This window comes from Micromonospora sp. NPDC049891 (assembly GCF_040660295.1).
Classification (GTDB): domain Bacteria; phylum Actinomycetota; class Actinomycetes; order Mycobacteriales; family Micromonosporaceae; genus Micromonospora.
Window position 1 is genome coordinate 103,515 of the sequence record NZ_JBFAML010000014.1, and the last position, 21,294, is coordinate 124,808.

General features: G+C 73.5%; 19 protein-coding genes and 1 pseudogene. 10 read left to right on the forward strand and 10 right to left on the reverse strand.

Going from position 1 to position 21,294, the window contains the following annotated elements:
• Positions 1 to 177 precede the first annotated feature (177 nt).
• The 4 genes from AB0I71_RS19285 (at position 178) to AB0I71_RS19300 (ending at position 5,076) form a co-directional block, all read left to right on the forward strand.
• Complete coding sequence (locus AB0I71_RS19285; RefSeq protein ID WP_357586392.1) at positions 178 to 1,806, forward strand: glycosyl hydrolase family 18 protein; 1,629 nt, start codon at positions 178 to 180, stop codon at positions 1,804 to 1,806.
• Between the two features lie 155 nt (positions 1,807 to 1,961).
• The gene (locus tag AB0I71_RS19290) at positions 1,962 to 2,444 is read left to right on the forward strand and encodes a hypothetical protein (protein WP_357586394.1); all 483 of its coding nucleotides are present in this window, start codon (positions 1,962 to 1,964) and stop codon (positions 2,442 to 2,444) included.
• An 87-nt stretch (positions 2,445 to 2,531) separates the two neighbouring features.
• The gene (locus AB0I71_RS19295; RefSeq protein ID WP_357586396.1) at positions 2,532 to 3,938 is read left to right on the forward strand and encodes a class II 3-deoxy-7-phosphoheptulonate synthase; all 1,407 of its coding nucleotides are present in this window, start codon (positions 2,532 to 2,534) and stop codon (positions 3,936 to 3,938) included.
• A 109-nt stretch (positions 3,939 to 4,047) separates the two neighbouring features.
• Positions 4,048 to 5,076, forward strand: coding sequence for a GntG family PLP-dependent aldolase (locus AB0I71_RS19300; protein ID WP_357586398.1), 1,029 nt, complete (start codon positions 4,048 to 4,050; stop codon positions 5,074 to 5,076).
• Between the two features lie 120 nt (positions 5,077 to 5,196).
• Here AB0I71_RS19300 and AB0I71_RS19305 read toward each other — a convergent pair whose 3' ends face one another.
• On the reverse strand, positions 5,197 to 6,075 hold the full coding sequence (locus AB0I71_RS19305) for a deoxyribonuclease IV (RefSeq protein ID WP_357586400.1): 879 nt from the start codon (positions 6,073 to 6,075) through the stop codon (positions 5,197 to 5,199).
• On the reverse strand, positions 6,075 to 8,066 hold the full coding sequence (gene pknB / locus AB0I71_RS19310) for a Stk1 family PASTA domain-containing Ser/Thr kinase (protein WP_357586402.1): 1,992 nt from the start codon (positions 8,064 to 8,066) through the stop codon (positions 6,075 to 6,077). The genes AB0I71_RS19305 and pknB overlap by 1 nt, the downstream gene beginning before the upstream one ends.
• Before the next feature lie 165 nt (positions 8,067 to 8,231).
• Between pknB and AB0I71_RS19315 the strand changes: the two genes are divergently transcribed.
• Positions 8,232 to 8,615: an Rv2175c family DNA-binding protein gene (locus AB0I71_RS19315; RefSeq protein WP_357586404.1), complete on the forward strand. Its 384-nt coding sequence runs from the start codon at positions 8,232 to 8,234 to the stop codon at positions 8,613 to 8,615.
• A gap of 168 nt (positions 8,616 to 8,783) precedes the next feature.
• On the opposite strand, the gene AB0I71_RS19320 is transcribed toward AB0I71_RS19315, so the two are convergent.
• Positions 8,784 to 9,866 carry a polyprenyl synthetase family protein gene (locus tag AB0I71_RS19320; RefSeq protein WP_357586406.1) on the reverse strand — a complete coding sequence of 361 codons (1,083 nt, stop codon included), beginning with the start codon at positions 9,864 to 9,866 and terminating at the stop codon, positions 8,784 to 8,786.
• Between the two features lie 9 nt (positions 9,867 to 9,875).
• Positions 9,876 to 10,385, reverse strand: a complete 510-nt coding sequence (locus tag AB0I71_RS19325; RefSeq protein WP_357586408.1) for a helix-turn-helix transcriptional regulator — start codon at positions 10,383 to 10,385, stop codon at positions 9,876 to 9,878.
• A 163-nt stretch (positions 10,386 to 10,548) separates the two neighbouring features.
• Here AB0I71_RS19325 and metF point away from each other — a divergent pair, with 163 nt between their 5' ends.
• Positions 10,549 to 11,466, forward strand: a complete 918-nt coding sequence (gene metF, locus AB0I71_RS19330) for a methylenetetrahydrofolate reductase [NAD(P)H] (protein WP_357586410.1) — start codon at positions 10,549 to 10,551, stop codon at positions 11,464 to 11,466.
• Positions 11,467 to 11,509: 43 nt separating this feature from the next.
• Positions 11,510 to 12,199, forward strand: a complete 690-nt coding sequence (locus AB0I71_RS19335; RefSeq protein WP_357586412.1) for a CDP-alcohol phosphatidyltransferase family protein — start codon at positions 11,510 to 11,512, stop codon at positions 12,197 to 12,199.
• Positions 12,200 to 12,245: 46 nt separating this feature from the next.
• On the opposite strand, the pseudogene crtI reads toward AB0I71_RS19335, so the two are convergent.
• From crtI to AB0I71_RS19365, 6 genes and pseudogenes are all read right to left on the reverse strand, one after another.
• Positions 12,246 to 13,775: pseudogene (crtI, locus tag AB0I71_RS19340) on the reverse strand (phytoene desaturase family protein); the annotation flags it as partial.
• A 39-nt stretch (positions 13,776 to 13,814) separates the two neighbouring features.
• Positions 13,815 to 14,942, reverse strand: a complete 1,128-nt coding sequence (locus tag AB0I71_RS19345; protein WP_357586414.1) for a glycosyltransferase family 2 protein — start codon at positions 14,940 to 14,942, stop codon at positions 13,815 to 13,817.
• Positions 14,939 to 15,778: a carotenoid biosynthesis protein gene (locus AB0I71_RS19350; protein WP_357586416.1), complete on the reverse strand. Its 840-nt coding sequence runs from the start codon at positions 15,776 to 15,778 to the stop codon at positions 14,939 to 14,941. Before AB0I71_RS19350 ends, AB0I71_RS19345 begins: the two co-directional genes overlap by 4 nt.
• A complete protein-coding gene (locus AB0I71_RS19355; protein ID WP_357586418.1) occupies positions 15,775 to 16,368 on the reverse strand; it encodes a GNAT family N-acetyltransferase in 594 nt (197 codons plus the stop codon). Before AB0I71_RS19355 ends, AB0I71_RS19350 begins: the two co-directional genes overlap by 4 nt.
• Positions 16,365 to 17,108 (reverse strand): monooxygenase, encoded by a 744-nt coding sequence (locus tag AB0I71_RS19360; protein WP_357586420.1) that lies wholly within the window; start codon positions 17,106 to 17,108, stop codon positions 16,365 to 16,367. The genes AB0I71_RS19355 and AB0I71_RS19360 overlap by 4 nt, the downstream gene beginning before the upstream one ends.
• Before the next feature lie 76 nt (positions 17,109 to 17,184).
• Positions 17,185 to 17,673 (reverse strand): YbaK/EbsC family protein, encoded by a 489-nt coding sequence (locus AB0I71_RS19365; RefSeq protein ID WP_357586494.1) that lies wholly within the window; start codon positions 17,671 to 17,673, stop codon positions 17,185 to 17,187.
• 575 nt (positions 17,674 to 18,248) lie between these two features.
• Between AB0I71_RS19365 and AB0I71_RS19370 the strand changes: the two genes are divergently transcribed.
• From AB0I71_RS19370 to AB0I71_RS19380, 3 genes are all read left to right on the forward strand, one after another.
• Positions 18,249 to 18,698: an SAV_6107 family HEPN domain-containing protein gene (locus tag AB0I71_RS19370; RefSeq protein ID WP_357586422.1), complete on the forward strand. Its 450-nt coding sequence runs from the start codon at positions 18,249 to 18,251 to the stop codon at positions 18,696 to 18,698.
• A gap of 131 nt (positions 18,699 to 18,829) precedes the next feature.
• Positions 18,830 to 19,555 (forward strand): hypothetical protein, encoded by a 726-nt coding sequence (locus AB0I71_RS19375; protein ID WP_357586424.1) that lies wholly within the window; start codon positions 18,830 to 18,832, stop codon positions 19,553 to 19,555.
• Positions 19,548 to 21,206, forward strand: coding sequence for a DNA polymerase Y family protein (locus tag AB0I71_RS19380; RefSeq protein ID WP_357586426.1), 1,659 nt, complete (start codon positions 19,548 to 19,550; stop codon positions 21,204 to 21,206). Before AB0I71_RS19375 ends, AB0I71_RS19380 begins: the two co-directional genes overlap by 8 nt.
• The last annotated feature ends 88 nt before the right edge of the window (positions 21,207 to 21,294 follow it).

A 21,294-nucleotide genomic window follows, 5' to 3' on the forward strand; every position in this document is an offset into this window, starting at 1 on the left:
TGCGGGTGGCGGGGAAGTTACCGATCGGTACCCGAGCATTGGCCGGCGGTGATGTGAGTGGGAGTCAATCTGGCCCCCTGGGCCCAATCGATACATGGACATCTTGACGAAGTGGTGGCGTGTGAGTAGCGTCTCCTCATCCTTTTGGAAAGTTTCCTAACTGTTTGGAGACGCCACATGAGAAGATCGCTTCGCCGAGCCCTCTGGGTCGGCGCCGTGGTCGCGGTGACCGTCGCCACGGTCCCGATGGCCTCGGCGTTCGGCGCCGGAAGCGTGACCACCTCGTTCACCCGGGTGTCGGACTGGGGGACCGGTCACGAGACGCGGGTCACCATCACCAACGGTTCGGACGCCAGCGTCAGCACCTGGCGCATCGAGTTCGAGCTGCCGTCGGGCACCAGCATCAGCAGCTCCTGGGACGCCGACGTCACCCGCAACGGCAACCGCTATGTGGCGGTCAAGAAGAGCTGGGCCGGTGCGCTGGCCCCGGGCGCCTCCTTCAGCTGGGGCTACAACGGCACCGGCGCGTACCGGGCGCCGCTGAACTGCACGATCAACGGCGCGCCATGCGGCGGCGGCACCACCCCGCCGACCACCACCGCACCGCCCACCACGACGCCGCCCACCACGACGCCGCCCACGACCACCCCGCCGACCACCACGCCCCCGACCACCACGCCGCCGAACCCGGGCGCGCAGAAGGTGGTCGGCTACTTCGCCCAGTGGGGCGTCTACGCCCGCAACTACCACGTCAGGAACATCCACACCAGCGGCTCGGCGTCGAAGCTGACCCACATCCTGTACGCCTTCGGCAACACCACGGGCGGCCGGTGCACCATCGGTGACAGCTACGCCGACTACGAGAAGGCGTACACCGCGGCGGAGAGCGTCGACGGCGTCGCCGACTCCTGGGACCAGCCGCTGCGCGGCAGCTTCAACCAGCTGCGCAAGCTCAAGAAGATGTACCCGCACCTCAAGGTGATCTGGTCGTTCGGTGGCTGGACCTGGTCCGGCGGCTTCACCCAGGCCGCGCAGAACCCGACCGCCTTCGCCGAGAGCTGCTACAACCTGGTCGAGGACCCGCGTTGGGCGGACGTCTTCGACGGCATCGACATCGACTGGGAGTATCCCAACGCCTGCGGCCTGACCTGTGACGCCAGCGGCCCGAACGCGTTCAAGAACGTGGCCAGCGCGCTGCGCACCCGGTTCGGCTCGGCCAACCTGGTCACCGCCGCGATCACCGCTGACGGCAGCAACGGCGGCAAGATCGACGCTACCGACTACGCCGGTGCCGCCACGCACCTGAACTGGATCATGCCGATGACGTACGACTACTTCGGCGCCTTCAACGCGCAGGGCCCGACCGCCCCGCACTCGCCGCTGTACTCGTACTCCGGCATCCCGCAGCAGGGCTTCTGGTCCGACGCGGCGATCCAGAAGCTCAAGAGCAAGGGCATCCCGGCCAACAAGCTGCTGCTCGGCATCGGCTTCTACGGCCGTGGCTGGACCGGCGTCACCCAGACCGCGCCGGGCGGTACCGCGACCGGACCGGCGCCCGGCACCTACGAGCAGGGCATCGAGGACTACAAGGTGCTCAAGAACACCTGCCCGGCCACCGGCACCGTCGCCGGTACGGCCTACGCCAAGTGCGGCAGCAACTGGTGGAGCTACGACACCCCGTCGACCATCGGCGGCAAGATGACGTACGCCAAGAACCAGGGCCTCGGTGGTGCCTTCTTCTGGGAGCTCTCCGGTGACACCAGCAACGGTGAGCTGATCGGCGCCATCAAGGGCGGCCTCGGCTGAGCCGACGGCCGACGCAACACCCACACGACGGGGAGGGGCCCCGCACCGGCCCCTCCCCGTCCGGCGTGCCCGGGGCCGATCTCCGTGCCCGGCCGGCGGTGTGACAGACTCGCCGCTCGACCGTGTCTCGATGTCCGCCATCGAGGGAGGTGACGATGCGGGTCACGTACCGGCGTCCGGCGAGCACCGCCGCGCTGCTCGCCATCCTGCCCTTCGCCCTGGTCGGCTGCGGGCTCGTCGGTGGTGAAACCGAGGCGGAGCAGCCCGGACGCGCGCCGGCCGAGGAGGCCATGCTGAAGTCCCGCGAGCGGGTCCAGGCGTACCTCGACGCGATGGCGGCCAAGGACGTGGCGGCCGGTCGCAGCCAGCTCTGCGCGGTGCTGCACGACGCGTTCGACGCCGCCGCCACCGAGCCCAACGGCGACTTCGCCGACCACTTCAAGGTGTCGAAGTCCGAGATCACCGACATCCGACCCGGTCCGTCCGGGCAGGAGGTGAGCGCCGCCGTCACGGTGACCGTCGGCAAGAAGAAGGCGACCCGTCCGCTGTTGTTCACCGTCACCCGCGACGGGCTCGACTGGTGCATCTCCGACGAGCGACCCGGCGCGAACAGCCCGGCCCCGGCACCCACGCCCTGACCTGCGCCACCGTCGAGGATCGTCCATCTGCCGGAACCCGGCCCCTCGCCGGTCGCCCACCCGGCTGGTCGCCGTACGCTGAATACCATGCGCCATGAGTGGCATCAGTTGAGTCATCCGGCGGTGGGCAGCCCGGTGCTGCAGACCAGCCGCCCGACCGTCGACTCCGCCGAGGACGAGGCTCTCGGCCTGGACCGCTGGCGGGAGTTGCCGCGCGCCCAGACCCCACCCTGGCCCGACGAGGCCCAGGTCGCCGAGGTCTGCAAGGTGCTCGACACCGTGCCGTCGGTGGTCGCCCCGTACGAGGTCGACCAGTTGCGCCAGCGTCTGGCGCTGGTCTGCGAGGGCAAGGCGTTCCTGCTCCAGGGCGGTGACTGCGCGGAGACCTTCGCCGACAACACCGAGAGCCACCTGCTGGCCAACGCCCGCACGCTGTTGCAGATGGCCATCGTGCTGACCTATGGCGCGTCGTTGCCGGTGGTGAAGGTGGCCCGGGTGGCCGGGCAGTACACCAAGCCCCGGTCGCTGCCGACCGACGCCCGGGGGCTGCCGGCCTACCGCGGCGACATGATCAACTCGCTGGAGACCACGCCGGAGGCGCGGGTCGCCGACCCGCAGCGCATGATCAGGGCGTACGCGAACTCGGCCGCCGCCATGAACATGCTGCGCGCCTACCTGGCCGGCGGACTGGCCGACCTGCACGCGGTGCACGACTGGAACAAGGGCTTCGTGCGCAACTCCCCGGCCGGGGAGCGGTACGAGGCGATCGCCCGGGAGATCGACCGGGCCCTCGCGTTCATTCGCGCCTGCGGGATGACCGACGACGAGGCGTTGCGCACGGTCACCCTGTACTGCTCGCACGAGGCCCTCGCGCTGGAGTACGACCGGGCCCTGACCCGGGTCTCCGGCGGCCGGCCGTACGGGCTTTCCGGGCACTTCCTGTGGATCGGTGAGCGCACCCGGCAGATCGACGGCGCGCACATCGACTTCATCTCCCGCATCGCCAATCCGATCGGGGTCAAGCTCGGCCCGACCACCACTCCGGACGAGGCGATCGAGCTGTGCGAGAAGCTCAACCCGGACAACATCCCCGGCCGGCTCACCCTGATCAGCCGGATGGGCAACCACAAGGTCCGGGACGCGCTGCCGCCGATCGTGGCCAAGGTGACCGCCGCCGGAGCCAAGGTGGTGTGGCAGTGCGACCCGATGCACGGCAACACCCACGAGTCGTCGAACGGCTACAAGACGCGTCACTTCGACCGGATCGTCGACGAGGTGCTGGGCTATTTCGAGGTGCACCGTGGCCTGGACACCCACCCCGGCGGCCTGCACGTCGAGCTGACCGGTGAGGACGTCACCGAGTGCCTCGGGGGTGCCCAGGGCATCGCCGACCTCGACCTGCCCGACCGCTACGAGACCGCCTGTGACCCCCGCCTGAACACCCAGCAGTCGCTGGAGCTGGCGTTCCTCGTCGCGGAGATGCTCCGTGGCTGACGCGAGGAGTGAGCTTGCGAGCCCCGCAGTCGGCGGCCGGAGGGATGACTGTGGCTGACGCGAGGAGTGAGCTTGCGAGCCCCGCAGTCGGCGGCCGTGAGGCGGCTCCGTGGCTGATCTGATCGACCTGCGGTCGGACACGGTGACCCGGCCCACCGCGGCCATGCGGCGGGCCATGGCCGACGCCGAGGTGGGCGACGACGTCTACGGCGAGGACCCGACGGTCAAAGCCCTGGAGGTCGAGGTCGCGGCGATGTTCGGGCACGAGGCGGCACTGTTCTGCCCGAGCGGGTCGATGGCCAACCAGATCGCCCTGCAACTGCTGGTGCCGCCCGGCGCGGAGCTGCTCTGCGACGCCGACGCGCACGTGGTCACGTACGAGATGGGGGCCGCCGCCGCGTACGGTGGGGTCACCTCGCGAACCTGGCCCCCGGTGGGCGCCCAGCTCGACCCCGACGTGGTCGCCGGCATGATCCGTCCCGACGGTTACTGGGCGGTGCCCACCCGGGCGATCGCGGTGGAGCAGACCCACAATCGTGGCGGCGGCGGGGTGATTCCCCTCGACACGCTGCGGGAGCTGCGCAGGATCGCGGACGCCGGGCAGGTGGCGCTGCACTGCGACGGTGCTCGGATCTGGCACGCCCACGTCGCCGACGGGGTGCCACTCGCGACCTATGGCGCGTTGTTCGACACCCTGTCGGTGTGCCTGTCCAAGGGGCTCGGCGCGCCGGTGGGCTCACTTGTCGTCGGCGCGGCCGACAGGATCGAGCGGGCCCGGGTGATCCGTAAGCGGATGGGCGGTGGGATGCGCCAGGCCGGCATTCTGGCTGCCGCCGGCCGGCACGCTCTGACCCATCACATCGACCGGTTGGCGGCCGACCACGCCAAGGCGGCCCGGTTGGCGGAGGCGATCGCCCCGTTCGGGGTGCTGGCCACCACGGTACGCACAAACATCGTTCCGCTGGACCTGACCAAGGCCCCGCTGGACGCGCCCGCGTTGGCCGCCGCCGCCCGCGCCGAGGGCGTACTGATCTCGGTGCTCGGCCCTCGCACCGCCCGCCTGGTCACCCACCTCGACGTCACCGACGCCGAGGTCGACCACGCCGCCACCACCCTCACCCACATCTTCCGCCACTAACTCACCCACCCCACCCCGGACCCTGGACCCCGTGTTGATCATGAGGTTGGCGGCACTCGCAGAGATCGAGATCGCCGCCAACCTCATGATCAACGGGGCCGAGGGTCGGGGGTAGGGGAGTTAGGCGGAGGGGAGGAGGCGGCGGAGGGTGGTTATGTCGGCGGCGTGGCCCTCGTGGCGTTCGGTGGGGGTTTCGACGAGGGTCGGGACGCCGAGGGTGGCGGGGTGACGCATCAGCTCGGCGAAGGCTGGTTCGCCGATCATGCCCTTGCCGATGTTCTCGTGGCGGTCCCGGGTGGAACCGCACAGATCCTTCGAGTCGTTCGCGTGTACCAGTCGTAGCCGGTCCGCCCCGACGGTGGCCACCAGGGCGTCCAGCGTGGCGGTCATCCCGCCCTCGGCGGCCAGGTCGTGCCCGGCGGCCCAGGCGTGACAGGTGTCGAAGCAGACCCCGAGCCATGGGTGCCGGTCCACCGCGTCGAGGTACGGCCCGAGCTGCTCCACCCGGCAGGCCAGCGACCGGCCGCCTCCGGCACTCGGCTCGACCAGCAGCATCGGCCCGCCCGCGTCGGCGGCCGAGTCGAGCAGCGGCAGCAGCGATTCGCGTACCTGCCGCATGGCCGCGTCGGCGTGCCCGGCGTCCACCGCGCTGCCGGCGTGGAACACCACCCCACGGGCGCCTATCGCGGCACCGCGGCGCAGCGCGTGCGCCAGGGTCTGGGTCGACCGCTCGACTGTCGCCGCGGTAGGGGAACCCAGGTTGACCAGAAGCGACGCGTGGATGTAGACGGCGACGCCACGTTCGGCGCAGCCGTCCCGGAACAACGCGTCCTGCACCGGATCACCGGCCGGCATCGCCCAGCCCCGGGAGTTGCCGACGTAGACCTGCGCCACCTCGGAGCCGGCCGCGTCGACGTACGGCAGGGCCGCCTTCGCCAGCCCACCCGAGGTGGGCGTGTGTGAACCGATCGGCCGGCGGCCTGGATCCGGGGCGGACATCAGAAGCACCCGATGGTGATCTGCGTCCCCGGGGCGACCTGGGCGTTCTCGTTCGGGTTCTGGAACCGGGTGACGGCGTTCGGGTTGAACTGCACCGCCACCGGGAAGCCCTGGCTCTCCAGCACCTGCTTGGCCTGCTGACACGGCAGGTCGACGACGCGCGGCACGGTCACCAGCGGCGGGCCCTCGCTGACCTCCAGCCGGATCTGGGCACCCTTTTCCACGCCGCCGCCAGCGGCCGGGCTCTGCCCGATCACCTCGTCACGCGGCTTGTCGGACTCTTTGCGCGTCGGCTCCACAAGCACCAGTCCGAGCTGCGCGATCTGGTTACGGGCGTCGTTGAGGTTCTTGCCGACCAGGTTCGGCACGGTGATCGGGGCCCGGCCCTTGCTGAGGATGACGGTGATCTCATCGCCCGGCTTGACCTCCTCGCCCGCCTTCGGGTCGGTGGCCACCACGATGCCCTCCGGCAGGCTGTCGTCGTACCGGGCGGTGCCCTTGGTCACCTCGAGCTGGGCGCTGAGCAGGTCGGCCTCGGCCAGCGCGAAGTCCTTGCCGACCACGTCCGGCAGCTCGAAGCGCTCCGGCCCGAGCGACAGGGTGAGGGTGATGGTGCCGCCCTTGAGGATCCGGGCGGACGACGCGGGCTCCTGGCCCAGCACACCGTCACGGGGGATCTGGTCGTCGTACCGCGGATCGGCGTAGACCACGTCGAAGCCCGCCTGGGAGGCCTGCGCCTCCGCCTCGGCCTTGCTCATGCTCACCAGCTCCGGTGCGGTGGTGTACCGGCCGACCCCGAACCACCAGCCACCGAGCGCGGCCACCAACCCGAGCACGACGACCACGGCCGCGACGGCGAGCCGGCCGCCACCCTGGCCGGTCAGCCGGGCACCCAGTCCGGCCAGTCGGGTACGCAGATCGTCGTCGCCGCCGGACGTCGCCCGACGGCGACCGCGAGTGGGTGGGCCACCCTCCGGCAGCCGGGCCCAGGTCGGTCGGTCAGGCGGACGTACGGGCGCGACCATCATCGTCGGTTGGGACATGGCCGCCGGGCCGTCGGTCACCGGGGCGATCCGGGCGGTGTGGCTGTTCGGACTACCCAGACCGTCCCGGGCCACCTGCACCTCGGTCAGCAGCGTGCCGGCGTCGCCGGGGCGGGCCGTCGGGTCGCGGCGGGTGGCGCGGGCGACCAGGTCGTCGAGCACCCTGGGCAGGCCGGGCACCAGCGTCGACGGTGCGGGGACGTCCCGGTCGACGTGCTGCCAGGCGATGTCGATCGGCCGGTCACCGTCGTAGGGCACCCGGCCGGTGAGCATCTCGAACAGCACGATGCCCGTCGAGTAGACATCGGTGCGGGCGTCGGCCCGGCCGTCGGTCACCAGCTCCGGAGCGACGTACGCCACGGTGGCCATCAACTGGTTGCCGCTGTCGTGGTCGGTGCTCGCCTCGACGGCTCGGGCCAAACCGAAGTCGGCCACCTTGACCACGCTGTCGACGAGGTTGGCCGGACCGCCGCTGGGCGCCTCGGCGACCAGCACATTCTCCGGTTTCACATCCCGGTGCACCAGACCGGCCCGGTGGGCGGCGCCGATGGCCGCGAGCATCTGCTCGGTGATGGCCAGCGCCTCGTCCGGGTTGAGCCGGCGCCGCTCGGCCAGCACCTCGCGCAGGGTGCGGCCGCGGACGTACTCCATGACCAGGTACGGCCGGCCGGCGTGGGTGCCCTGGTCGTAGACCGCCACCACGTTGGGGTGGGTGAGCCGGGCGATCGTCTTGGCCTCGTCGGTGAACCTGTCGACGAAGCTGGATCGACCGGCCTGACCGGGTGACCCCTGGGTCGAGTGAATGATCTTGACGGCGACGGTGCGTTCGAGCCGCTCGTCAGTGGCGGTGTACACGGTCGCCATGCCGCCACGGGCCACGCGACCGCGAATGCGGTAGCGCCCGTCGATCAGCGAGCCCAGCAACGTGTCGGCGACCTGTGTGTCCATCAGCAGGCAGTCTATGTGTCGGGGGGATGAAGGTTGAACAGGATGCTACCGGCCGGCGTCCGTCGGCGGGTCCGGCGCGCGCGCAGGGTGACGGTCGCCCCTGCTCAGGGTGGTCGCCGGGAGGCCGTTGACCGGAGATGGGGGTGGCGTGGCAGGGTGTTGCGCGTGACCGATTCCGTACCCGCTGAGGGCGCCGCGCCCCTGGCCGGTCCCGCCGACGCGGCGGGCTGGCTGACCCTGCCGGACGTCGCCGAGCGGCTCGACCTGCCGATCAGCAAGGTCCACCAGATGATCCGGGACCGGGAGCTGATCGCGGTGCGCCGCGACGGTGTCCGCCGGATCCCGGCCGACCTGGTGGCCAACCGCACCGTGCTCAAGCACCTGCCGGGCGTGCTCACCCTGCTGGCCGACGCCGGTTACGACGACGAGGCCGCGCTGCGCTGGCTCTACGAGCCCGACGACACGTTGACCGGTGGTACCCCCGCGGTCGCCCTCGGCGGCGACCAGGCCCGTGAGGTCAAGCGCCGCGCCCAGGCACTGGGCTTCTGACGCGGGCCACCTGCCGGGGGTCACGAGCCGGACGTCTGACGCTAGCCGGACGTCTGACGCTGCCCCGCGCCGCGCCCGGGCCACGGGCTGGTGAGCGGGCCGCAGGCTGGTGAGCGGGCGCCGGGTGGTGGGCGGGCCGCGGGCCCCGGGGGCGTCGGGCTACCGGGGTCAGTCGGCGCGGCGGGTGGCGGCGATGGCCAGGTCCACAAGCGCCTGTCGGGCCTCGGTGTCCAGGTCGACGGCGGTGAGCGCGGCGAGCGCCGCGTCGGTGAGCGTGACGATGCGCTGCTCGGTACGGGCCAGCGCACCGGTGTCGACGATCAGCTCCCGCAGCCGGGCCACCGCGGTGGCGTCCAGATCCCCGTCGCCGAGGCCACCGAGCAGCAGGGCGCGGCCGGCGTCGTCGGCCGCCTCCAGGGCCGCCGCCACCAGGTAGGTCCGCTTGCCCTCGCGCAGATCGTCACCGGCCGGCTTGCCGGTCTGCGCCGGGTCGCCGAAGACGCCAAGCACATCGTCGCGCAACTGGAAAGCCTCACCCAACGGCAACCCGTACGCCGAGTAGGCGATGCGTACGTCGGCGGGGGCGTCGGCCAGCGCCGCACCGATCAGCAGCGGCCGTTCCACGGTGTACTTGGCCGACTTGTACCTGGCGACCTTGCTGGCCCGTTCCAGTGAAGTGTCCCCGGTGGCCTGGGTCAGCACGTCGAGGTACTGCCCGATGGTGACCTCGGTACGCATCTCGTCGAAGTCCGGCCGGGCGCGGGCCACCGTCCGGGGGTCGAGCCCGGCGGAGTGCAGCAGCTCGTCGGACCAGACCAGGCACAGATCGCCGAGCAGGATCGCCGCGGCGTCACCGAAGCCGTCCGGGTCGCCACCCCAACCGGCGCGGCGGTGCCGGGTGGCGAAGCGTCGGTGCACCGCCGGCTCGCCCCGTCGGGTGTCCGAGCGGTCCATCAGGTCGTCGTGGATCAGGGCGCTGGCCTGCACGAACTCCAGCGCGGCGAGGGCGGTCACCACCGGGTCGGTGTCCACCCCGCCGGCACCCCGGTAGCCCCAGTAGGCGAAGGCCGGTCGCAGCCGCTTGCCGCCACCCAGCACGAATGCCTCGATCGCCTCGGCGACCGGCACCAGGGCGTCGTCGACATCGGTCATCCAGGCGCGGCGGCCGGCGAGAAAGTCCGACAGCGCCTTGTCGACCCGCTGGCGCAGGCTGGCACGGTCGACGGGGGAGACGGGAGCAGCATGGGTCACGTCCCGACGCTAATGGGTCGAGGTGCGCCACGACGACCCACCCGCCCTCCGGCGCGTCGGGTCAGCCGCTGGTCGCGGCCGTGCCGGGGCGCGTCGTGCCGGGCGCGGCGACCCGCCGGGCCCGGTCGCGGTGCCGGATTTGGCCGCCGGGCCGGGCCCGCCGGCCGAGGCGCGGCCGGTTGGCCTGGCAGCGGGGCCGGTGCGCCGGGCTGCCGGAGCGGCGGGCTGGACCGCCGGTGCCGCGAGGACCCGGACCAGCCAGCCACGCCAGAAGCTCCCCGGCTCGCGTACCTGCCGCTCCCAGCGGGAAATCTCGTGCCGGCTCACCGTGGGCACCCCGGCGGCGGCGCAGAGTTCGGCGGCGAGGCGGGACTGGCTCCAGCCCCGGGCGCGTCGTGACCGGGCCACCAGCGGGCCGAACGGCGGGCGACCGGGCGGGATCGGGGACATCTGGGCCTCCGGGCAGGTCGGCGTGGCGGTGGCCCGACCCACCCCGCACGGGGAGGTGCCGGTACGCACCGGTCTGCTGATGACCCCCGCGCGGCCCCCAAGGTGCGGACTCGGCCGCCCCGCGCCAGGTGAGCACGCTAGCCCGCAGATGTGACAGTTCCGGAAGGCGGCACGCGTCCCCACCGCTGGGAAGCCGGTGGGGGTGTCCGGCCCGGCCCGCTAGAGTCGGTGCGTGGCGCTCGGTCTTCCCTCGGTCCTCCCGAACTCGCAACCGGCGATCGGGGAGCTGGTCCGCGACTGCCAGCCGACCTTCTCCTTCGAGTTCATGCCCCCGAAGACGGAGCAGGGCGAGCGGCAGTTGTGGCAGGCCATCCGTGAGCTGGAGCCGTTGCGCCCCTCCTTCGTCTCGATCACCTACGGTGCCGGCGGCTCGACCCGGGACACCACTGTCGCGGTCACCGAGCGGATCGCCACCGAGACCACCCTGCTGCCGATGGCCCACCTGACGGCGGTCAACCATTCCGTCGCCGAGTTGCGGCACGTGATCGGCCGGCTGGCCGGCGTCGGGGTGCGCAACGTGCTTGTGGTACGCGGGGACCCGCCGGGCGATCCCACCGCCGAGTGGATCCCGCATCCGGACGGCGTGCTCTACGCCGAGGATCTCGTTCGCCTGGTCCGTCACTCCGGTGACTTCAGCGTCGGTGTCGCGGCCTTCCCCTACCGGCACCCGCGCTCGCCGGACGTCGACACCGACACCGAGTACTTCATCCGCAAGTGCCGGGCGGGTGCTGATTTCGCCATCACCCAGATGTTCTTCGACGCCGACGAATATCTTCGGCTGCGCGACCGGGTGGCCGCCGCCGGCTGTGACACCCCGATCCTGGCCGGGGTGATGCCGGTGACCCGGATCGGCACCATCGAGCGGTCCGTGCAGCTGTCCGGGGCGCCCTTCCCGCCGGCGCTGGCCGCGCGGTTCGAGCGGGTCGCCGACGATCCGGAGGCGGTCCGCCGCCTCGGCATCGAGCAGACCAGCGAGATGTGCCTCCGGCTGCTCGACGAGGGGGTCCCGGGCATCCACTTCATCACCTTCAACCGGTCCACCGCGACCCGGGAGATATGGCAGAACCTGCGGGTGGGCGCCGCGACGTGACCACCGGCGCGCGACACCTCGGCGCTGTCGCGACGGTTGAACCGTGGTGGGCAGACAGCTGAACTGGAACGAGTACGCCACGGCGTGGGCCCGGCTGCACGGCGGTTTCGATCCCCGGGCCGCCACGCCGGTGGTGCGCGGCTGGCTGCGCTTCTCCTACCACCTCGGATTCCTGCTGGGTCGGCTACGGGTCGGCCCGACCGCGGTGACGGTGGTCGGGGTGCTGCTCTGCCTCTGCGTACCGCTGTTCGCGGTCCGGCCGGGCGACGGGCCGTTCCTGGGCGCGCTGTTCGTGCTGCTCGCCTCGGTCGCCGACAGCGTCGACGGGGCGGTGGCCGTGGCCACCGGACGCACCACCCGGCTCGGCTACGTCTACGACTCGCTGGCCGACCGGCTCGGCGAGGCCGCCTGGCTGGTGGCGTTCTGGCTGGTCGGCGCGCCGGGGGCGCTTGTCGCCGCGGGTGGTGCGCTCTCCTGGCTGCACGAGTACGTCCGGGCCCGCGCGGTCGCCGCCGGCATGCGGGAGATCGGCGCGGTCACGGTAGGGGAGCGACCCACCCGGGTCTGCGTGGCCGTGGCGGGGCTGCTGCTGGCCGGCCTGTCCGGGCTGATCGAGGCGGACCTGGCCGCCGGCACCATCACCATGGCCAGCGCGGTCTGGGTGCTGCTCGCCGCCTTCGGGCTCGGCCAGTTGCTCTCCGCCGTCCGCCGGGCGCTCATCGACGCGGACTGAGTCGTGCGCCGGGCGCTTGTCGACGCGGGCTGAGCCCTCCGGTCGCCTACCAGGCGGGGCCTATCGCGTCGGCGACGATCTGCGCGGACAGGGTCACCATCGGCAGGCCACCACCCGGATGGCTGGAGCCGCCGACCAGCCACAGGCCCCGGGCCGGTCCCCGGTTGGCCGGTCGGAGCAGGCCACCGGCCGTGCCGTAGATGGTGCCGCCCGGTGCGCCTGTGGCGCTGGCCAGGTCGGCCGGGGTACGGACGTCGCGGAACACCAGCCGGTCGCGTACGTCCACGCCGCGTCCGGCCAGCACGTCGAGGATCCGGTCGGCGTACGCCTGCGCCAGGCCCGGCCGACGCCAGTCGACAGATCCCGGAGCGGTGCCCTGACGGGCGGCGTTGACCAGCACGAACCACGCCTCGTGCCCGGCCGGGCGGACGACCGGGTCGTTCGCCACCGTGACGAAGACCGTCGGGTCGGCGGCCGGGCGGGCCCGCCTCCCCCGTCCCGGATCACCGAAGACCGCGTCGAACTCGGCGTCGTAGTCGGCGGGGAAGAAGACGTTGTGGTGGGCCAGCCCGGAGTCGCCGCGTACGCCGAGCAACAGCACGAAACCGGCCAGGCTGCGGTCGGTGAGCCCGGCCAGCCGGCGCGGGTCGGGCAGCAGGTCCCGGTAGACGCTTAGCGCGTCGACGTTCGCCACCACCACGTCGGCCGGGATCGGGGTGGCCGAGTCGGCGACGCGTACCCCGTGCACCCGGCCGCCCACCGCGTCGATCCGGTTGACGGTGGTGCCGGTGCGCACCACCACCCCCAGATCCAGGCAGCGCGACAGCAGCGCGTCGGCGAGGGTACCCAGCCCGCCACGCAGATACCAGCCGCCGAAGGCCAGCTCGGCGTAGGGCACCGCGACAAGCGCGGCGGGTGCCCGGCGCGGATCGGCGCCGGTGTAGGTGGCGTACCGGTCCAGCAGCATCCGCAGTCGCGGGTCGGACATCAGGGTGCGACCCAGCCCACGCAGGCTCTGGCCGGGCCGGATCGCGGCCAGGTCGCCCAGCCGCCAGGCCAACCGGGCCAGGTCGCGGGGGGAGTCGACGCGGCGGCGCAGGATGTCGCGTTCGGAGGCCCGCCACACCCGGCCGGCGCGCCGCCACAGCCGCTGCCAGTCGGCGGCGGCCCGGTCGCCGAGGGCCGCGCCGATCCGGGCGGTGAACTCGGCCGGGTCGGCGCAGGAGTCGAGCACCGGGCCGCCACCGGGGAAGACGTGCCGCACGATCGGGTCCAGCGGCACCAGGTCGAGGTACTCGTCGAGCTTCGCCCCGGTCGCTTCGAACAGCTCGTGGAAGACCTGGGGCAGGGTGAGCAGGCTGGGGCCGGTGTCGAAGTGGAACGGGCCCTCGGGGGTGTCCCGGCGGTGCCGTCCGAGTTTGCCGCCGACCTCGTCGGCACGTTCGAGGACGGTCACCTGGTGTCCGGTGACGGCCAGCCGGGCCGCGGTGGCCAGCCCACCCACCCCGGCGCCGACGACCACGATCCGCGCCATGTCGCGTCCCCTCAGCCTTGGTGCCTTGTCGGATCGCCGCCTGGACCTCGCCGCGACACCGTCAACGCCCTGAACACCGCACTAGCCGACCGGACGGCCGCGCCAGGACAGGCGCCGCCGCTTGCGCAGATGGTACGACCGTAGGGTCAGCCAACCGAGGACCGCGACCGACACGGGGTGGCCCAGCGCGTCGGGCCAGGCCCGGCCGCCGGTGGCCCGGGCGCTGATCACCCGCCCGGCCACCCCCGCCAGGTACGCGCCCCCGGCGACCCCGGCCACCATCGGCGCACCGGCGGCCAGCGCCGCGACGGCCACCAGCGGTGGTGCGGTGTAGAGCGCCAGCAGCAGGGCCAGCACCACGGCCGCGCTGGTCGGGTGCCCGAACGAGGCCCACAACGACTTGGTGTAGCCGTCGCGCAGCTGCGGCCAGTTCTCGTACATCCGGCAGCTGGCCAGTCGGGAGCCGTCGGCGAGGGCGATCCGGCCACCGGCCCGCTTCACCGCCCGGGCCAGCTCGATGTCCTCCAGCACCCGGTCGGCGACCGCCGCGTGCCCGCCCGCCCGCAGGTAGCCGGCCCGGTCGACGACCAGGAACTGTCCGCCGGCCGCGGCCAGCGACGGCCGCGGCGAACGCTCCATCGCCCGCAGCGGCAGGAAGGTCAGCCACAACCACTGCAACAACGGCTGCACCAGCCGGTCGGCCACCGTCCGCACCACGATCCGTGGGTACGGCGACAGCAGCGTCGCCCCGGCGGCGCGCAGTTCGGTGACCGCCGCCGCCACAGCGTACGGGTCGAGCACCACGTCGGCGTCCACGAAGACCAACGCGGTGACCGACTCCTCGACGCCTGAGGCCAACTGCCAGCAGGCGTGCGGCTTGCCCAGCCAGCCCGGCGGCGGGGCCACCCCGGTGAGCAGGGTGACCCGGGGGTCGTCGGCGACGACCGCGCGGACCACCTCGGCGGTGCCGTCGGTGGAACCGTCGTCGAGCACCACCATCCGCAGCCCGGGGACTGCCCGCTGGGCGAGCAGGGCGCGCAGGCACGGGGTGACCCGGTCGGCCTCGTCGCGCAGCGGCAGCAGCACCGCCACCGTCTCGGCGACCTCCACCGGTCGGTCGGCGGGCCGGCGCAGCCAGCGACCGGCGTTCACCACTGTGTGCGCGGTCAGCACGGTGACGCCGAGCAGCAGGACCAGCGCGACGGTCATGCCGCCACGTCGACCGGGGAGCGCGGCGAACCGGTGTCCCGGTCGCGGGTGCGCCGGGCCCGCAGCAGGGTGACGGCCAGCGGTACGGCGACCACCGCCATGCCGACCGCGCCCCACACCGCCGAGGCGGGCAGGTCGAGGAAGACGGCGTGGGCCAGCACGCTGGAGCCGTACGTCCACAGGTAGAGCGCGTACATCGGATGGTCGCGGTCACCGGTGCTGGCCACGGCGGGCCCGGCGAGCGGGCGCAGCGCGGTCATCATCAGCACCGCGAACAGCAGCCAACCCAGGTAGTTGCTGACCGGGATGCCGGGCAGGCCGGGCAGGGCCGGGGTGGGATCGCGCCACACCCAGTGCCCCTCGGCCACCATCTGCGGGTCGAGGAAGAGGTCCCAGGCGGCCAACCCGACGGTGGCCAACGCGATCCGGCCCGGCCAGCGCCACCGACCGGGTGTCCCGCCGGTGAGTCGGGTGGCCGCCAACCAGGCCGGCCAGGCCATCCAGGTCCAGGCCAGCGGGATGATCAGCGGAACGCCTGCCAGTTTCGGGCCGAGCTGACCGGAGTAGTCGTAGCTGCCGAACGGGAAGCCGGTGGCCACGCCGAGCGCCTCGATGGCGAAGCCGCCGCCGGTGGCCACCGCGACAAGCGCCACCGCCGTCCGTGGTCCCCGGCTGACCAGGGCGTGACCGACCGAGAGCAGGTAGCCGAGCACGACGGTGGCCACGGTCAGTCGGGCCCGGGTGACCCCGTCGGTCAGCGGGTAGCAGATCTGTGCCAGCACCAGCAGGGCCAGCAACGTCCAGGCGTAACCGCGGGCCGGTGACCGTGCGGTCATGACCGCACCGGCGGTGGGGTCGGCACCGACGCCTGTGGTGACGATCCCGGCACGGGCAGTGGCAGATCCCGGCCGAGCACCCCGAACGGGCGCTCGTCGCCGGGGAAACGGAAGTTGCGCAGCACGTCGACGAAGCCGAACCGGCGGTACAGCCGCCAGGCACGCGAGGTCTGTTCGTCGGCCTCCGGGGTGGACAGCAGGGTGGTGGCGCCCTCGGCCATGGTGAGCAGGGCGCGCAGTTGCCCGGCGCCCAGCCCGTGCCCCTGGGCCGGTGGCCGCACGTGCAGCTCGACCACCTCGAAGCAGTCGGTCAGCCAGCGCCGCCGGGTGGGCTGGTCCAGTGCCCGCCAGACCTGGTCGTGCCACCACTGACCGGCGGCGCCGACGTAGCCGTACCCGAAACCGGCCAGGTGGCCGGAGCTGGTGAGGCTGGCCACGGCGCGGAAGCCGGGCCGGCGTACGTGGGTGGCGATGTAGCCGCGACGGGCCTCCAGCAGGTCGGCGCGGTAACCCATCGCCTCGCCGTAGACGGCCACCACGTCGTCCAGCCGCCGGAGGAGATCGTCAGGTGTCCACCGCACCAACCTCATGCCCGCTCACCCTTCGCCGGGTCACCGTCGTCGGTGGCCCACCCCAGTACCGTCCGGTCGCCGACCACGTCCCGCACCTCGAACCGGGCGAAGAGCTCCTCCGCGTACCACCGCTGGGTCTCCGTCCGGGTGATCGCGGCCCGGTGCTGCGGGTGACGGTACGCGAACGCCACGAGATCCGCCGGATCACGCCACACGCTCACCGTGCCCTGCCAGCCCAGCGGCGCCTCGCCGACGCCGAAGCGGGCCAGCAGCCCGGGTGCGGCGTGCAGGGCCGCGGCCACCGGCGGGACCGCTCGCCAGAAGGTGAGTGCCCGGGTCGGGCGTAGTCGGGCCCGGGTCAGCGCCAGCACCGGGCCGGTGACCCGGCCGCCGGCGGGCTCACCGAACGGCCGCCGTCCGGACCATTCACCCCGGCTGGTCAGTGGCCGCAGGTCGAGTCGGACGCCCGCGCGGGCGAGACCGGACCAGGCCCGCGCCACCGGCGAGTCGGCGAACCGGGCGGCTGCGGCGGGGGAGTCCCAGACCGTCAACGCCGCCCAGCGGGTCAGGTCCGCGTCGCCGGGCCCGAAGCCGGTGCCGGTCCCGGTGCCGAGCAGCTTGCCGAACCGTACGCCGGGCAGGGCACGCAGCCGGCGCGGGTCGACCGCCATCCGGGTCAGTGCCCGACCCACGGCGGTCGGCGCGATCCGCCACACGTGCAGCGTGACCAGTTCGGGGACGCTCTCCGGGCGACTCACGCCGCCACCTCGCTGCGCTCGCCGCCGGCGCGAGGCACCACTGTGCCGTGCCTGATGGTTCGCTCGCTTCGCTCGTTCACGCCACGTCGGTCGGGGTCCCGCCGGTGACCCGCAGCAGTTCGGCGTACGTGATGGGGAAGACCGCCTGTGGTACGCCGCCGGCGGCCCAGATCTCGTCGTACTTGTCCAGGGCGGTGTCGACGAGCGTGCGTAGCGGCTGCGGGTGACCCACCGGGGCGACCCCGCCGATCACCTGCCCGGTGTGTTCCTTGACGAACTGTGGGGTGGCCCGGCGCAGCCGGGTGACGGCGAGCCGGGTGGCCAGGCCGGCGGTGTCCACCCGGTGCGCGCCGGAGGTGAGCACCAGCAGCGGGGTCCCGTCGGCGTCGAAGACGAGCGAGTTGGCGATGGCGCCGACGTCGACGCCGAGCGCCTCGGCGGCGGCCGCGGCGGTGTGCACGGCGTCGGGCAGCAGGCGGACCGTGGCGGGCGCGTCGGAGCCGTTCCGGGCGTTCGCGGCGTCGAGGGCGTCCTGCACCGCCCGGACGTTCGGGTGTGACTGCATGCCGCCATTCTTCCCGGTACGCGGACCGTCCGCGCAGCCGGCCACGTCGCCCGGGGAGCCGGCGCGCAGCGACCGGCACAGCGGCACAGGTTGCCGCATGTCGCGGTGTCCGGGCCGGTTGAAGCCGCGAGTTGCGGCGTCTCGCGGGACGCTGCTGATCCGATCGACGTTGTCGGCGCGTCACACGTTGCGTTTTCGTCGGAGGGAGGGTGTACTGTCAGCAGCAGTTAGAACGAGTGTTCGATTGCCTCGAACGTTCGTTCCAACCCCTCTCGGGGGCTGGTGTTTCGCGGCACCGGCTTCCGACAGGTGCGGTGCCGCGGACCGCACCTGGGCTCCGGGCAGTCGCGAGTCCGGGCCCGTCAGGCAGGACCGTCGTCCGCCGCCCAACGACCCCCGGGCGGCGGACGACGGACCCGCCGGTACGCCGGCCGGGTGTGGTGTGGGGAAGCTCCGCACCCGGCCGGCCACCCACCTGGTGCGTCTTCCTCCGCACCGACCGCCGCGGGCTTCCGCGTCGACGGATCCGACTCCGTCGTGCGTCTGCCCGCCCCGGCTCATCTGGAGGAGAGACCATGCCGACCAGTCCGGCTCAGGCGCCGACGGTGCCCGCGCATGTGCTGCCGCACCGCACTCCCGTCCAGTTGCTCGCGGTGGCCCGGCAGGGGCTCGCCGAGGCCGCCCGGACCGGCCCCGACGGCCTCCGGTACGCCACCGCCCATCTCGCGGCCCTGCGCGCCGCCGCAGCGGTGCTCGCCGCCCGCGCCCGTCCCGCGCCCGTCCGACGCCACCGGATCACAAGCGTCTGGGTGCTGCTCGCCAGCGTCGCCCCCGAGCTCGACGAGTGGGCCAGCTACTTCGCCCTCGGTGCCGGCAAGCGGGCCGCCGCCGAGGCCGGCATACCCCGGGTGGTGACCGCCCGGGAGGCCGACGACCTGCTCCGCGCCGCCGAGGAGTTCGTGACGGTGGTGGAGGCGGCGCTCGGCCTGGCGCACCAGCCGGCGATCGAGGGTCTGGTCGCCTGAGCCGCGGCGTCCGGCCACCACCGGCGGGACCCCAGGGTGGCCGGACGCCGCCCCGCCACGCGCACGTTCCTGTGATCCACGACAGCACCATCCACGGGCCGGATGTCCGTGGCGACGACGGGGGAGGTCCGATGGCGGGCCGCATGGTGGTCGGTTCCGCCGCGCTGGCCGGGCTGGTCCGCCCGGCCAGCGCACCCGACCCGGCGGGTGGGCACCGGGTGCTGCCCGTGCGGCCCGAGCTGACCGGGTTGCTGCCCAACCGGGGTCTGCGGCGCGGCAGCACCATCGCGGTAGGCGGCGGGCAGCATCGACACAGCGGCACCACCTCGTTGTTGCTCGCACTGCTCGCCGAGGCGTCCCGTGCCGGATCCTGGTGCGCCGTGGTCGGGATGCCGACCTTCGGGGCCGGCGCGGCGGCCGAGGCCGGCATCGTCCTGGACCGGCTCGCCCTGGTGCCGCAGCCCGGCCCGGAATGGCCCACAGTCGTCGCCGCGCTCATCGACGGGGTCGACGTGGTGGTCACCGCGGTCCCGTCCACCGTCTCCGCCTCCGTCGCCGACCGGTTGGCCGCGCGGGCCCGGCAACGTGGCAGCGTGCTGGTGCCGTACGGCCGGTGGGACGGCGCGGACGTGACGCTCCAGGTGGTCCGTGGGATCTGGCAGGGGCTCGGAGCGGGGCGGGGACGGCTGCGCCGCCGGGAGGTGACCATCTCGGCTCGCGGGCGGGGCGCCGCCGCCCGTCCCCGGGAGGTCAAGGTCTGGTTGCCCGGTGACGACCTGACCCGGGTCGTCCCCGGCCCGGCCGTAGCCGCCCGGTCGGGCGCCACTCGCCTGCGGGTGGTGGCGGGCCGTGGGTGAACCGGTCCGGACGCTGCTGCTGTGGTGCCCGGACTGGCCGGTACTCGCCGCCGAGATCGTCGACGGGGTGCCCGCCACCGGGCCGGTCGCGGTGCTGCACGCCAATCGGGTGATCGCCTGCTCGGAGCGGGCTCGCGCCGAGGGGGTACGCCGCGGGCTGCGCCGGCGGGAGGCGCAGGGACGCTGCTCCGGGCTCACCGTCGTCGACCACGATCCGGGGCGGGACGCGCGGGCGTTCGAGCCGGTGGTGGCCGCGGTCGAGGAGGTGGCGGTCGGGGTCGAGGTGATCCGCCCCGGGGCCTGCGCGCTGGCCGCGCGGGGGCCGAGCCGCTATCTGGGTGGTGAGGAAGCGGCCGCCGAGCGGATCATCGAGCACGTCGCCCTCAGTTGCGCGGTGGAGAGCCAGGTCGGTGTCGCCGCCGGGGTGTTCGCCGCAGGGCTGGCCGCCCGCGAAGGGCGGATCGTGCCGCCCGGCGGGACGGCGGAGTTCCTGGCCGGTCAGCCCGTCGAGGCGCTCGGCCGTTCCGCCCTGGCCGACCTGCTGCGCCGGCTCGGGGTGCGTACGCTCGGCGACTTCGCCGCGTTGCCCGCCGGCGACGTGCTGGCCCGGTTCGGGTTCGACGGGGCGCTGGCCCACCGGCTGGCCGCTGGGCGGGACGACCGGCCGCTCGCGGTGCGGCGCCCGCCGGTCGACCTGACGGTCACCGCCGACCTGGACGACCCGATCGACCGGATCGACGTGGCGGCGTTCGCGGCCCGGACGCTGGCCGAGCAGCTGCATGAGCGGCTCGCCGGGTACGGACTGGCCTGCACCCGGTTGGGCATCGAGGCGGTCACCGCGCACGGCCAGGAGCTGCACCGGGTGTGGCGGCACGACGGGCTGCTCACCGCGGCGGCGATCGCCGACCGGGTCCGCTGGCAACTGGACGGCTGGCTCTCCGGTGCCCGTCGCGGCGGTGACCGGCCCGCCCGTCCCACGGCCGGAATCATCCGACTGCGGCTGCTGCCGGACGGGGTGCTGGCCCAGGCCGGCCTGCAACCCGGGCTGTGGGGGGAGACCGGCGCGGAACGCGAGCGGGCGCACCGCGCGCTGAGCCGGGTGCAGGGCCTGCTCGGCCCCGAGGCGGTGGTCACCGCGGTGCTCGGCGGTGGACGGTCCCCGGCCGACCAGACCCGGCTGGTGCCCTGGGGCGACGAACGGCTCCCGGCTCGTTCCGGTGGGCGGCGGGCGAGCGCCGGGTCGGCCGTACCGTCCTGGCCGGGACGAATGCCGCCGCCCTCGCCGGCCGTGGTGCTGCCCACCCCGCTCGCCGCGAGCGTGCTCGACGCCACCGGCGCGCCGGTCGTGGTGAGCGCCCGGCTGGCGGTGAGCGCCCCACCGGCCCGGCTGAGCATCGGCACGAGGCCGCCGCAGCCCACCGGCCCCACTCCCGCCCCGGGTCCCGTTCCTTCGGCCGCCGTCCTCCGTGGTGGCACGGTCGCGTCGGTCGAGATCGTCGGTTGGGTCGGTCCGTGGCCGGTCGACGAGCGGTGGTGGGCCCCGGCCGAGGCCCGCCGCCGAGCCCGGTTCCAGGTCCGCCTCGCCGATGGCAGCGCCCTGCTGCTCGCCGTCGAGTCCGGTCAGTGGCTGGTGGAGGCGATTTATGACTGACGTCGGGCCGACGGACTTCACCAGTTGCGGTATGTGGGGGCATCCGGGCGGGTTGAAGGCGCGAGATACAGCGTCCTGCGCGACGGTC

Bases quoted from the DNA above. Each gene is read 5' to 3' on its own strand.
- AB0I71_RS19285 (WP_357586392.1), top strand. From the start codon at position 178: ATGAGAAGATCGCTTCGCCGAGCCCTCTGGGTCGGCGCCGTGGTCGCG.
- AB0I71_RS19290 (WP_357586394.1), top strand. From the start codon at position 1,962: ATGCGGGTCACGTACCGGCGTCCGGCGAGCACCGCCGCGCTGCTCGCC.
- AB0I71_RS19295 (WP_357586396.1), top strand. From the start codon at position 2,532: ATGCGCCATGAGTGGCATCAGTTGAGTCATCCGGCGGTGGGCAGCCCG.
- AB0I71_RS19305 (WP_357586400.1), bottom strand. From the start codon at position 6,075: ATGTCCGCCCCGGATCCAGGCCGCCGGCCGATCGGTTCACACACGCCC.
- pknB (WP_357586402.1), bottom strand. From the start codon at position 8,066: ATGGACACACAGGTCGCCGACACGTTGCTGGGCTCGCTGATCGACGGG.
- AB0I71_RS19345 (WP_357586414.1), bottom strand. From the start codon at position 14,942: ATGACCGTCGCGCTGGTCCTGCTGCTCGGCGTCACCGTGCTGACCGCG.
- AB0I71_RS19350 (WP_357586416.1), bottom strand. From the start codon at position 15,778: ATGACCGCACGGTCACCGGCCCGCGGTTACGCCTGGACGTTGCTGGCC.
- AB0I71_RS19355 (WP_357586418.1), bottom strand. From the start codon at position 16,368: ATGAGGTTGGTGCGGTGGACACCTGACGATCTCCTCCGGCGGCTGGAC.
- AB0I71_RS19365 (WP_357586494.1), bottom strand. From the start codon at position 17,673: ATGCAGTCACACCCGAACGTCCGGGCGGTGCAGGACGCCCTCGACGCC.
- AB0I71_RS19370 (WP_357586422.1), top strand. From the start codon at position 18,249: ATGCCGACCAGTCCGGCTCAGGCGCCGACGGTGCCCGCGCATGTGCTG.
- AB0I71_RS19375 (WP_357586424.1), top strand. From the start codon at position 18,830: ATGGCGGGCCGCATGGTGGTCGGTTCCGCCGCGCTGGCCGGGCTGGTC.